This is a genomic window from Aeromonas sp. HMWF017, from assembly GCF_003061465.1.
GTDB classification, from domain to species: Bacteria; Pseudomonadota; Gammaproteobacteria; order Enterobacterales; family Aeromonadaceae; genus Aeromonas; species Aeromonas veronii.
Genome location: NZ_QAJD01000005.1, coordinates 121,624 through 132,798, shown reverse-complemented (window position 1 = coordinate 132,798; position 11,175 = coordinate 121,624). Strand labels below are relative to the sequence as shown.

The window sequence follows — 11,175 nt, the reverse complement described above, 5'->3', positions numbered from 1 at the left end:
CCGCCTCTTCATTACCCAGCCCACCCTCTCCACCACTATCAAGACGCTGGAGGATGAGCTGGGGGTGACCCTGTTTGTGCGGCAGGCGCGCGGGGTGGAGGGGACCGAAGCGGCGCACCGGCTCTATCCCCGCGCCAAGCGGCTGATCGCCGACACCGACTCCCTCGCCCGCGAGTTTCGTGAAACCTCTCCCTGTCTGGAGGTGACGGTGGGAATTGAGGCGGATTTGGGGGATGGCGTGGTGGGGGCGCTGGTCAACGGGGCACTTGCCCACGAGGAGATCCTGCTGACCCTGGAGGAGGGCTGTTGTGGCGATGTGCGGCTGGGGTGCGAATCCCTGCGCTGTGGCGACGAGCTCTTTATCCCCCTGCTGGAGGAGGAGTTCGTACTGGTGCTGCCGCCGGATCACCCACTGGCAGGCAAGGGGGCGCTCGCCCCGGCGGTGCTGGCGGACGAGCCCTGGGTCACCTGCCCGCGTCACGACTCCCACCTGCGGCTGATCGCCATCCTCGGCAATCAGGCGCCCCTCTATCCACGGCGGGCGGGGTCGCTGCGACTGGCGGCGACTATGGTGGCCGCCGGGGCAGGGATCGGCTGGTTGCCCCATTCGCTTTGTCCGCCCGGTTGTGCAGTCGCCGAGCTGGCGGCCTCTTCCTTCAAGCGGCGGGTGGGGCTCTGCTACGCCCCCGATGCGTTACGCTCGGCGGCGGTGACCGCCCTGCTGGAGCAGGTGCGCGGGATGCAGCTCCCCGTCTGATGTCGGGATAAAAATGTCGGCATAAAAAAGGGCCATCCGGTGGGATGGCCCTGTTGAGGCAATGTTGTTGCGTGGCTAGAGCGACGCCCACCAGAGCCGCAGCAGCAAGCCCCACTTCGAACTCCAGCCGGTGGTGCTGCTCACCAGCGTCCCATCCTTGATGACGAGGAAAGTCGGGGTGACGCCCACCTGCCACTGGGCGGCCAGCGCTCCCGACTCGTCATTGTGGGTCGGGAAGGTGAGCCCCTTCTTGCTCATCCCCTTGCCTAACTGCTCGGAATTGCCGGAGCGCAGCGCCACCGTCAGCACGTTTTCCCCCTCCTGCCAGAGCTGTTGCACGGCCGGGGTGGTGAAACGGCACACCCCGCACCAGCTGGCCCAGTAGTAAACCAGCAGCGGCTTGCCCTGGCTCAGGGTGGCCAGATCCTTACTGGTGCCATCCTGCAGAGTGACGGGGGCGCTCATCGCCCCCTCTGGCAGGGTCGGGCTGCGCCACAGATCCAGCAGGGTCGAGATGACCAGCGCCATCAGCAGCAGCCAGAGCGCCTCCTTGCCCCAGCGTCGCCAGCGGGGTTGAGGGTTGGTAGTCATCCCTTACCCCTGCTTGGCCAGTTCGGCCTTCACCAGCTGCTCCAGCTCCTCATAGGGGATGGCGCCCGGTACCAGCTGGTTGCCGATAAGCGTCGCCGGTGTGCCCTGTACCCCCAGAATGGTGCCGATGCGCAGGCTGTTGCGCAGCTCCTCGGTCGCCTTGGCGGCTGGTTTGAGCGCGGTATTGCCGGTGGCGGCCAGCGCCTTGTTGATGTCCGCCTCGGTCAGCATCCCCTGCTTGCTCATCAGCTTGTCGTGCAGGGTGAGGAAGCGGGCGGGATCCTGTTGCCACAGGGTCAGGCTGTATTGGGCCGCCTTGGCGGAGGTCTGCCCCTTGAACGGCAGCAACTTGATCACCAGCCCCAGATCGTCCGGATAGGCCTTGAGCAGCTTGGTCAGCTGGGGATCGAACTGCTTGCAGTAGGGGCAGTTGTAGTCGGTGAACAGCACCAGCGTCAGCTTGGGGTTCTTGGCGCCGAGGCGCGGGCTGGTGGCGCTGTTGAACAGCACATCCTTGTTGCCCTTGATGAAGTTGCCAAGCTGCGCCTCCTGGGCTGCCGCGTTCTGCTTCTCCCAGGATTCGGCGGCCTCATCGAGGATCTTGGGGTTGGTGATCAGAGTCTCGCGGATCAGTTCCTTGATGCGCGTCTCCTGCTCCGGGGTGAAAGGGGCGGCGTGCAGGGCCGGAGCCAGCAGGGTTGCGGAAAGGGAGGCCAGCAGGGTCAGGGCGCTCAGAGTCGGTTTCATGATTACTCCTTAAAATCGGGTGGTGCCAGCCTGAAGCAGGCCAGCCTTGTGCAATGTGGTCAGCAGATCGTCCTTGTCGAGCAGGGGTGACAGCGTGACCCCCTGCGGCAACTCCGGGCCGTAGATCTGGTTGAAGGGGACGGCTACCGCACCCCGCTTACGCAGGAAGGCGGCGATGGTGTCGCTTGGTTTGCTCCAATCGCCGCGCAGGGCCACCACATCGGGGGCCGAGAGGGCCTGTTGTACCTCATCGCGCAGCAACACGTTGTATTTGTTGGCCTTGCAGGTGACGCACCAGTCGGCGGTGACATCGATAAAGACCCGCTTGTTCTGGGCCAGCGCATCTGTGATGGCGCGCTCAGAGAGCGGCTGCCAGACCACCTTGTCAACGCTGGCCGAGCCCTGCGCGCTAAAGGCACCGCTCAGCAGCAGGGGGCTGCCAATCAGGGCGGTAAGGGCGATCGCCAGCGTGAAGCCGCGGATGCCGTAACGCCAGATGATGCCAATCAGCAGTGCCAGCAGCATGGCAACCATCAGCCAGCCGGTGGCATAGCTGCCGAGATGGTTGTCGAGCAGGCTGGTGAGCCAGAGGCTGGAGCCCAGCATCATCAGGCCGAGCAGGATGCGCAGATGGTTCATCCAGCGCCCCGGTTTCGGCAGCCAGAGGGCGAGTTTTGGCAGGGCCGCCACCAGTAGCCAGGGCAGGCTCATGCCAATCCCCAATGCCGTGAAGATGAGCCACAGCTGGCCGAGCGGCGCCGCCAGCGCAAAGGCCACCGCGGTACCGAGGAAGGGGGCCGAGCAGGGGGTCGCCAGCAGAGTGGCAAAACTCCCCTGCAGGAAGTGACCGCCGAGGCCGTTGCCGCCGCTGGTGGCGAGGCGGGTGCTGAGGGCGCTGGGCAGGCGGATCTCGAACAGCCCCAGCAGGTTGGCGCAAAACAGTAAGGTCACCAGCACCATCAATCCGATAAAACCGGCGCTCTGAAACTGGATGCCCCAGCCGACGGCCCCTTGCGTAGCGCGTAGCAGGCTGCTCATAGCCGCCAGCACCCAGAAGGAGGCGATGATCCCGGCGCTGGCGGCGAGGAACTGTTTGCGCACCGCTCCCTGTTCACGCTCCTGATGTTGCAACACAGTTCCCAGCTTGAGCGCCAGCACCGGCAGCACGCAGGGCATCAGGTTGAGGATCAGGCCGCCGAGCAGCGCCGCCCCCAGCAACCAGAAGAGGGGCTGGCTCGGCGCTGGCAATACGAGCGCTTCGCCAATCGAGCCTTTGGTCTGCCAGGCCTGCTCGCCACTGGTGAGCAGCAGGCCGAGGGATTGGCCACGCAGATCCGGCGCATCTCCCTGCCAGCCATCGCTCACCGGTACCCGGGCGATCAGGGTGTTGCCCTCGACCTCAAGCGCCGGTTTGCCAAATTCGGCCCCCTCCAGAGCGTCGATAAAGAGCGCTGGTGATTGCCAGCCCTCTGCCCGCTCGGCGCGCAGTTGCAGCTGGTTGTGCTGATAGCCGAGTTCGATCCGGGTCTCGGCAGGCAGCGGTTGGGGCAGGTTGCTGATGGCCTTGGCCCAGACAAAGTCGAAACCGGCCGGGGCCTGCCCATCCACCGAGAGGGTGAAGGGGAAGTCGGTCAGGATGCAGATATTGCTGCAGGTGGAGAGGCGCAGAGTCCCCTTGAGCGGTTGCCCGGCGGGATAGTTGAGGCTGATAGGGAAGGTCACCTCCCCCTGATAACCCTGGGTGCTGAGCCCGGCTACCTCGAAGTGACGTGGCATCGGCCAGCGCCACTGAAAGGCACCGACCGGCTCATCCCACAGGATCTGGGGGGCAATGCCCCCTTCTCCCGGGCTGTGCCAGTAGGTTTTCCAGCCTGACTCCAGCTCGACATCGAGCAGGATGCGGGTCTGATCTGCCGTGCTGCGATCGGCCTGCAGCCGTACCCGGGCGTGATCATTCTGTGGGCTGGTGAGCCAGCCCGTGTCGCTGGCCAATCCCATGGATTGCCACAGCAGACCGCCCAGTAGCAGGGCCGCCTTGAAGAGATTCGACATCTTTTTGGTCTCGCAAAAAATTGAGTGACAGCTAACGAAAGAACGCAGCCGAACTCATTCCCGCCAGACGCAGAGGGTGAGGTGCAGACGCCGCTCGGGCGGCGAGATGACTCTGGGAGGGGGCAGTGGCGGTGTGTAGCGCCAAAGGGGGGCCAGCAGGGCGATCAGCACGGCCACGGCAAAGAAGAGCTGTTCGACGCAGAGCAGGGTGGCGGCGCTTAGCCACTTGCCGTTGAGCTGGCAGCTGGTGGGTTGCGGGCTGGCCGGTTTGGCATCCTCTTGATCCGTTGCCGAGCCTGGAACGGGCAGTGCCTGACAGCTGAGGGCGTGATCGAGCAGGGCAAGCCGGGCCAGCGGCTGGGCCGCACAATTGAGCACCAGCAGGCAGACCAGTAGCAGGAGATGTTTCGCTACCCGTTGTTGCAACATCATGTTCGCCCCGTCCATCAAGATGGGGCCATCCTAACGACCAATGACGGGTGGGGCAAGTCGGCGGCGTATTGATGAGCAGTACTGTGGGTGGCGCGACGGGGAGGGTGGTCGGTTCTGTTTGGCGAACGCTTGTTCGCTAAAAGGGGGATCAGTATACTGCGCCGAGTTAAAACTCGAGGTGTTCGATGCTCAAAATTGCCCGTGTGCTGCTGCTTGGTCTGCTGCTCATTTTCTGGTTCCTGTTCGGCCTGCTGCTCTGTCTGGTTCGTCCGCGCCATCCCAACAACGTCTATGTCTTCGCCCGCATGTATCACGCGGTCTGCCCGCTGATCGGGCTGCGAGTCAAGGTGACGGTGGCCGACGAGGTCAAATCGGTCGGCCCGGCGGTCTACGTCTGCAACCACCAGAGCAACTTCGACATCTTCACCGTGACCGGTGCTGTGCAGCCTGGCGTGGTGGCAGTGGGCAAAAAGAGCCTGCTCTGGTTGCCGCTGTTCGGCCTTATCTTCTGGCTCTCCGGCAACGTGCTGATCGACCGCTCCAACCGCTCCCGTGCCATCGGCACCATAGGTCAGGTGGTGGATCGCATCAAGAACCGCGGCACCTCCATCTGGATGTTCCCGGAAGGGACCCGCTCCCAGGGGCGTGGCCTGCTGCCGTTCAAGGCGGGCGCTTTCCACACTGCGGTACAGGCTGAAGTGCCCGTGGTGCCCATCGTCTGCTCCAGCTACTTCGGTCAGGTCGACCTCAATCGCTGGGACAACGGCGAAGTGCTGGTGGAAGTGATGGCGCCGGTCTGCAGCAAGGAGCACGGTGCCAGCGGCATTCGCGATCTCTCCGACACCTGCCGCGCCCGGATGGAGGCCAAGCTGACCGAACTGGACAGCAAGCTGGGCCACAGCCACGCCGTCTGACGGATATCGCAGGCGAATCGACAAGGGAGCCAGAGGCTCCCTTTTTTGTTGGTGAAAATCACCACCTGGTTGGCTATTTTCACCAATAAACCCTTCTTGAATTTCCTCAGTAAATTCCCATCTATATGTAAAACAACAATAATTTTTCTTGGCACGGCTCTTGTAATGCAATGGGAAGAGATAGCCATCCCATCAACAAGGAGCCAGACCATGAGCGTATTCAGCCGCCTGACCGACGTGATTAATGCCAACCTGCACAGCCTGCTCGACAAGAGTGAAGAGCCGGAGAAGATGCTGCGCCTGATGATCGAAGAGATGGAGCAGGTGCAGGTCGAGATGCGTACCCAGGCCGCCCGCGTGATCGCCGAACAGAAGCAGCTGGAGCGTCACCAGCAGGGGTTGCAGGCGCAGATCCTGGAGTGGTCGGCCAAGGCCGAGCTCGCCATCCAGAAGGGGCGTGAGGATCTGGCCCGCGCCGCCCTCACCGAGAAGCTGGCGGAGGTCAAAAAATGTGAACAGCTGGAGCAGGACAAGGCTCGGGTGGCCGAGGTGCTGGCCCAGCTCACCGCCGACAGCGAGCGGCTGGCAGCCAAGCTGACCGAGGCCCGCGAGAAGCAGAAACTGCTGACCCTGCGCGAGCAGACAGCCCACAGCCGCATTCGTGCCCGCGCCCAGGTGGACAACCAGCGCATGCATGAGCTGATGGCGCGTTTTGACGGTTTTCAGGGCCGGGTCGATCAGCTGGAAGCCCAGCTGGAGGCGGCCACCCTGGGGCAGAATCCCTCGCTGGAGGCCCAGTTCCGCGAGCTGGAGCTCAATGACGAGATCGAGCGTGAGCTGGCTCGCCTCAAAGGCCAGAAGGCGGAGGTGTAATCATGAGCCCCTGGCCCAAGGATCTGGTGCATCGCAAGCTGACCGGAGTCTGCGCCGGTATTGCCAGGCGGTTGGGGGTCTCCAGAGTCACGGTGCGGGTGGTGGCACTGCTCGCCCTGATCTTGATGCCGCCGCTGGCACTGGCCGCCTATCTGCTGGCGGTGCTGGTGATGCCGCCCCGTTATGAATTGAAGCGCTGGCTGGATTGACCGAAGGGTTGCCAAGCCGGCAGACAAGGTACTGATAAGGAGCAAGTTATGCTGGAATTTTTCATCTTGCTGGTGGTGCTGCTGGTCATGGCACTGACCGGTTTTACCCTGGTAGCCATGTTGCTGGTGAGCGGTCTGTTCGTGCTGCTTGGGGCGCTGGGCGGCATGCTTGCTCTGATCATCAAGCTGGCTCCCTGGTTGCTGCTGGTGCTGGCGGTTTGCTGGCTGATCAGCAACCGCAGCAAGCGTTCCAATACCTACCTCTGACCCGCCTGAGGTTGTGCAAGACGTTGTGTGATGCTCCCTGATTTCCCCTTTCCGGCCACTCATCGAGTGGCCTTTTTTTGCCTGCATCCCTTAAGGTCGGGTCGTTTCGGGTAACCACTGGGGGCTCCAGCTCTGCCAGAGTGCCGGGCTGTGGATCAGCTGCTCCTTGAAGGATTTCGGCTGCTGCTTGAGGCGATATTCGATGCGCAGGGCTGCCCCCTTCTCGCCGACTTCCTGTTGCCACGCCAGCGTCAGTGGCCCCTTGCCGCGCAGGGCGCGAGCGCCCTTGCCACTCTGATGCTGGCGCAGGCGGCGCAGCGGGTCCGTGCTAATCCCGGTATAGAGCAGGCCGGTGGCGGTGCGCACCATATAGACAGACCAGCGGGAAGGGGTGGATGGTTGCGGCGCTGGAGTGGTGGTCGCGGGTTCTCTCATTCAAATTCTCTGTGCCAAACTCAGAGGCAGCTCAAGGAGGTGCGATGAGAGTCTGGTTTTGGTTGTGGTTACTGTTGTCGGTCCCGGCTCTGGGGGAGACGATCCGTCTCTACGATTACCATCAGCATCCCCCCTTCAACACCGGAGTGGATGCAGGGCTGAGCCGCGAGCTGGTCAAGTATCTCAATGAAAAGCTGGGGGGTGAACCCAGAATCGAGCTCTGGCTGGTCAATCGCGCCCGACTGGCGCTGGAGATGGCGGATCCCGACTTTGACGGTCTGGTGGTCTGGGTCAATCCGGCCTGGGTGGGGGATCCCCATCGCGAGCGCTATCTCTGGACTTTCCCGGTGATGCGCGACACCAACGAGCTGGTCTCGAACATCGATAACCCAGTCACCTATCGCGGACCCGACTCCCTCAAGGGGTTGGTGTTTGGCGGGGTGGAGGGTTACCGCTATCAGGGGATCGATGATGCGGCTGGCCGCGGGGAGCTGGTACGTCAGGATGCCAAGAAGGTGAAGACCAACCTCGAGCTGCTGGTGCGCGGCCGCATCGATGTGACGCTGGTGAGTGGTTCATCGCTGGGCTTTTTCATCGACTCACAGCACTATCAGGGCAAGCTGTTTATCTCGCCCTTCCCCCAATCCAGCTATACCCGCCATATCCTGCTGCCCAAATCCCGTCCCGAGTTGCATGCCACCCTCAACGACATCGCCGAGCAGATGGACAGGGATCCCCGCTGGCACAAGGTGCTGGAGTCCTATCGCGGTACGCCCTGAGGGCGGCGCTTGAGCCGGTGCAGCGGCAACAGGCTCACCAGCAGACCAGCCCAGACGAAGGCGAAACCGACCGCCTTGATGGGGTCCGGCGCCTCACCAAACCAGTAGATGGCGAGCAGGAAAGCGAGGCTGGGCTCGATATATTGCAGCAGCCCCACCGTGCTCATCCGGGTTCTCGCCACTGCGTAGCAGAACAGCCCCACCGGTAGCAGGGTGGCGGGCGCACTGCCCATCAGCAGCAGCTTGTCAGCCAGATCTCCGTTCACGAATGCCCCTTCCCCGTGCCATGCCAGCGTGCCGATGATGATCAGCGCGACGGGCAGTTGCACCATGGCTTCCAGATAGAGGCTGGTGCCGGTGTCGTAGTGGATCTTCTTCTTGATAAGGCCGTAGCAGGCGAAGTTGGCCCCCATGATGAGGGAGAACCAGGGGAGCTGGCCGTAGCAGAACAGCATGTAGGCGAGCCCCGCCAGCGCCAGGGCGACCGCCAGATGCTTTTGCGGGGTGAGCCGCTCTTTGAGGAAGATGACGGCGAATACGATATTGAACAGCGGGGTCATAAAGAAGGCGAGGCTGGTGGTCAGCACTTGCCCGGTAGTGAGGCACCAGGTGAACATGCACCAGCTGATGGACATGACGGGGCCCGCCAGCAGAATGAGGCCGAGCTGGCGCGGCTCGCTGCGCAGTTGTGCCCAAGGTATCTGGTGGCCAAGCAGCAAAAACAGGGCCCCCAGCAGCACCACAGACCAGAGCACCCGGTGGGAGATCAGCTCCCACATGTTGACCTCGGGCATGAATTGATAATAGAGCGGCAGCATCCCCCACAGGATGAAGGAGAGGGTTGCGGTGCCGGTACCTAGCCAGTTTTTCATTATTGTCCGTTTATTAAATTAAACACTCATGGCGATAGTAGGGGGAGTGCCCTGTTTCCACAAGAGGGAAAACAGGGAAATGCTGGTACTATCAACGTCATGCAGCGAATCGATAAGTTGTTTGAGCAAATCAGGGCCTGCCGTCTGTGTGAGGCTCATCTGCCGCTGGGGCCTCGTCCGGTGATCCGCGGGGCCGAGAGTGCCCGCTTGCTGATCATCGGTCAGGCGCCCGGCACCCGGGTGCATGCCAGCGGTATCCCGTGGGATGACCCCTCCGGTGACCGGCTGCGCCAGTGGCTAGGGGTCGATAAGGCCACCTTCTACGACGAATCCCGCATCGCCATCATGCCGATGGGTCTCTGCTATCCCGGCAGGGGAAAATCCGGCGATCTGCCACCCAGACCCGAGTGCGCACCCACCTGGCACGACAAGGTGCTGATGCTGCTGCCCAATATCGAGCTGACCCTGCTGATCGGCCAATATTCACAAGCCTACTATCTGCGGGGGGCAGCCAAGGGATCGCTCACCGATACGGTGCGCAGCTGGGCCGACTATGGCCCCGGCTGGCTGCCGTTGCCGCATCCCTCCCCGCGCAACACCCTCTGGCTCAGGAAGAACCCCTGGTTCGAGCAGGAGATCGTCCCCCATCTGCAGCAAAGGGTCGCCCCGCTTCTGGGGAGACCCTGAGTATTAGAGCGCTGGCTCGGCCAGCGGTTTTGGTTTGCTGCGGGCCATGGCGATGAGCGGCAGGACGATGCAGATACAGCCCAGCAGCAGCGGCAGGCCCGGCTGCTCGTCAAACAGCCACACCCCGATGGCCACCGCCATCAGCAGACCGGTGTACTCCGCCGAGGCGATCTTGCTCGCCTCCGCCTTGCGATAGGCCACCACGCACAATCCCGCATAGACCATGATCAGCGCCGAGGAGCCAAAAGCGGGCCACCACATCTGCCACTGCCAGTTGCCCCCTTCCCACAATGCCAGCGCCAGAATGAAGGGCATGCTCAGCACGTTGGTGAAAAACAGGGTCTGGGCGATGGGCTGCTTGAGCGGGATCCGCTTGATCAGCAGATTGTTGAGCGCCATCGACAGCGCCACCCCAAGCGCCGCCAGCGCGGCCCAGTTCACCTCGGTCGGGCGCAGCACGATCAATACCCCGATAAACCCGATAACCGCGGTCAGCACCTTCTGGCGCGAGATCGCTTCCCCCGCCATCCACACTGCCAGCGGTACCATCATCAGGGGGGCGGCATAGAAGAGGGCATTGGCAGTGGCGAGCGGCAAGCGGGTGAGGGCCACCACCATCAGGCAGACGCCGACCGCCCAGATATGAGCCCGCAGCAGGTGCCACTTGATGGCCACCGGCGGGTTGCGGCGCCATGACCAGAGCAGCCAGGGCATCAGCAGAATGGCGGCCGAGAGCTGGCGGAAAAAGACAAACTGGAAGATGGGCTGATCCGGCTCCAGCACCTTGACCAGCGCATCGGAAAAAACCGCCACCATATTGCCCAGCACCAGATAAAGGATGCCGATCCCTACTGCATTCATACCACCTCCCACTTCAGATGAGCGGAGGGTAGCGTGCCGGTTGATATCCAGTAAAATGATAAAAAATGACCACTCATGAGATATTTAGATAATGAAGCTTCCTCCTCTGCGTGCGGTGCAATATTTCGAGGTAGTGGCCCGGCTGCTCAGCTTCTCCCGTGCCGCCCTTGAATTGAACGTCAGCCAGAGTGCGGTCAGCCACCAGATCCGCCTGCTGGAGGATTTTCTGGGTGAGCGCTTGCTGCTGCGTCAGGGTCGGCTGCTCTCGCTGACGCCGCAGGGGGAGAGCTACTTCGAAGGGATTGCCGCCGGGCTCAGCCAGATTGCCCAAAGCAGCGAACAGTTGCGCGGGGGCGGCGAGATGCGAGTCCGGCTCGCGGTCTACAGCTCGTTTGCGGTGAAGTGGCTAATCCCGCGGTTGGCCGGATTGCGCCAGCTCTACCCCGAGCTTGATTTGAGTCTGGAGATGGTGGCGGAGGATCCCGAGCTATCTGATCGGGTGGCAGACTGCTTTATCACTGTGTCACCCCACGGGCGGGGCTACTGCCACGATCTTATTTATCAGGAGCGGCTCTTTCCGGTCTGCAGTCGCCGCCTGTTGCAGCAGATCTGCGGGGAGTGGCCCGAGGCCATTTGGCAGCTGCCGCTGCTCTCGGTGCAGTCCATTTACAAGGCGCGGGGGGAGGATTGGCAGCGCTG

At 62.7% G+C, this 11,175-nt stretch carries 15 protein-coding genes; 8 read left to right on the top strand and 7 right to left on the bottom strand.

The features are described from left to right. Positions 1 to 757 (top strand): LysR family transcriptional regulator (locus DBR30_RS01065; RefSeq protein ID WP_108588149.1); only part of this gene is annotated, 757 nt, incomplete at its 5' end. A 75-nt stretch (positions 758 to 832) separates the two neighbouring features. Here the strand turns inward: DBR30_RS01065 and DBR30_RS01060 are convergent. The 4 genes from DBR30_RS01060 to DBR30_RS01045 are packed head-to-tail and all read right to left on the bottom strand — an operon-like array spanning position 833 to position 4,579. Continuing rightward, positions 833 to 1,348: a protein disulfide oxidoreductase gene (locus DBR30_RS01060; RefSeq protein WP_108541226.1), complete on the bottom strand. Its 516-nt coding sequence runs from the start codon at positions 1,346 to 1,348 to the stop codon at positions 833 to 835. 3 nt (positions 1,349 to 1,351) lie between these two features. Next, positions 1,352 to 2,095: a DsbA family protein gene (locus tag DBR30_RS01055; RefSeq protein WP_108541227.1), complete on the bottom strand. Its 744-nt coding sequence runs from the start codon at positions 2,093 to 2,095 to the stop codon at positions 1,352 to 1,354. Positions 2,096 to 2,104: 9 nt separating this feature from the next. Continuing rightward, positions 2,105 to 4,147 carry a protein-disulfide reductase DsbD family protein gene (locus DBR30_RS01050; protein WP_108541228.1) on the bottom strand — a complete coding sequence of 681 codons (2,043 nt, stop codon included), beginning with the start codon at positions 4,145 to 4,147 and terminating at the stop codon, positions 2,105 to 2,107. A 54-nt stretch (positions 4,148 to 4,201) separates the two neighbouring features. Next, positions 4,202 to 4,579, bottom strand: a complete 378-nt coding sequence (locus DBR30_RS01045) for a hypothetical protein (RefSeq protein WP_005354882.1) — start codon at positions 4,577 to 4,579, stop codon at positions 4,202 to 4,204. A 185-nt stretch (positions 4,580 to 4,764) separates the two neighbouring features. Here DBR30_RS01045 and DBR30_RS01040 point away from each other — a divergent pair, with 185 nt between their 5' ends. The 4 genes from DBR30_RS01040 (at position 4,765) to pspG (ending at position 6,842) form a co-directional block, all read left to right on the top strand. Next, complete coding sequence (locus DBR30_RS01040) at positions 4,765 to 5,493, top strand: 1-acylglycerol-3-phosphate O-acyltransferase (RefSeq protein WP_108541229.1); 729 nt, start codon at positions 4,765 to 4,767, stop codon at positions 5,491 to 5,493. Positions 5,494 to 5,703: 210 nt separating this feature from the next. Then, on the top strand, positions 5,704 to 6,366 hold the full coding sequence (pspA, locus tag DBR30_RS01035) for a phage shock protein PspA (protein WP_058057954.1): 663 nt from the start codon (positions 5,704 to 5,706) through the stop codon (positions 6,364 to 6,366). Between the two features lie 2 nt (positions 6,367 to 6,368). Continuing rightward, the gene (locus DBR30_RS01030) at positions 6,369 to 6,575 is read left to right on the top strand and encodes a PspC domain-containing protein (RefSeq protein ID WP_005335873.1); all 207 of its coding nucleotides are present in this window, start codon (positions 6,369 to 6,371) and stop codon (positions 6,573 to 6,575) included. A 48-nt stretch (positions 6,576 to 6,623) separates the two neighbouring features. After that, positions 6,624 to 6,842, top strand: coding sequence for an envelope stress response protein PspG (gene pspG / locus DBR30_RS01025; RefSeq protein ID WP_005335871.1), 219 nt, complete (start codon positions 6,624 to 6,626; stop codon positions 6,840 to 6,842). A 90-nt stretch (positions 6,843 to 6,932) separates the two neighbouring features. Here the strand turns inward: pspG and DBR30_RS01020 are convergent, their stop codons facing one another. Then, positions 6,933 to 7,277, bottom strand: a complete 345-nt coding sequence (locus DBR30_RS01020; RefSeq protein WP_108541230.1) for a GIY-YIG nuclease family protein — start codon at positions 7,275 to 7,277, stop codon at positions 6,933 to 6,935. A gap of 44 nt (positions 7,278 to 7,321) precedes the next feature. On the opposite strand from DBR30_RS01020, the gene DBR30_RS01015 reads away from it, so the two are divergent. Continuing rightward, on the top strand, positions 7,322 to 8,056 hold the full coding sequence (locus tag DBR30_RS01015) for a substrate-binding periplasmic protein (RefSeq protein ID WP_108541231.1): 735 nt from the start codon (positions 7,322 to 7,324) through the stop codon (positions 8,054 to 8,056). Here the strand turns inward: DBR30_RS01015 and rarD are convergent. Then, positions 8,038 to 8,928 (bottom strand): EamA family transporter RarD, encoded by an 891-nt coding sequence (rarD, locus tag DBR30_RS01010; protein WP_108541232.1) that lies wholly within the window; start codon positions 8,926 to 8,928, stop codon positions 8,038 to 8,040. The two genes, DBR30_RS01015 and rarD, sit on opposite strands and share 19 nt — an antisense overlap. Positions 8,929 to 9,027: 99 nt before the next feature. On the opposite strand from rarD, the gene DBR30_RS01005 reads away from it, so the two are divergent. Next, positions 9,028 to 9,615, top strand: a complete 588-nt coding sequence (locus tag DBR30_RS01005; RefSeq protein WP_021231710.1) for a uracil-DNA glycosylase family protein — start codon at positions 9,028 to 9,030, stop codon at positions 9,613 to 9,615. Between the two features lie 3 nt (positions 9,616 to 9,618). Here the strand turns inward: DBR30_RS01005 and DBR30_RS01000 are convergent, their stop codons facing one another. Continuing rightward, positions 9,619 to 10,476, bottom strand: coding sequence for a DMT family transporter (locus DBR30_RS01000; RefSeq protein ID WP_021231711.1), 858 nt, complete (start codon positions 10,474 to 10,476; stop codon positions 9,619 to 9,621). A 91-nt stretch (positions 10,477 to 10,567) separates the two neighbouring features. On the opposite strand from DBR30_RS01000, the gene DBR30_RS00995 reads away from it, so the two are divergent. Beyond that, positions 10,568 to 11,175: LysR family transcriptional regulator (locus DBR30_RS00995; RefSeq protein ID WP_258224250.1), on the top strand; the 608-nt coding region annotated here is incomplete at its 3' end.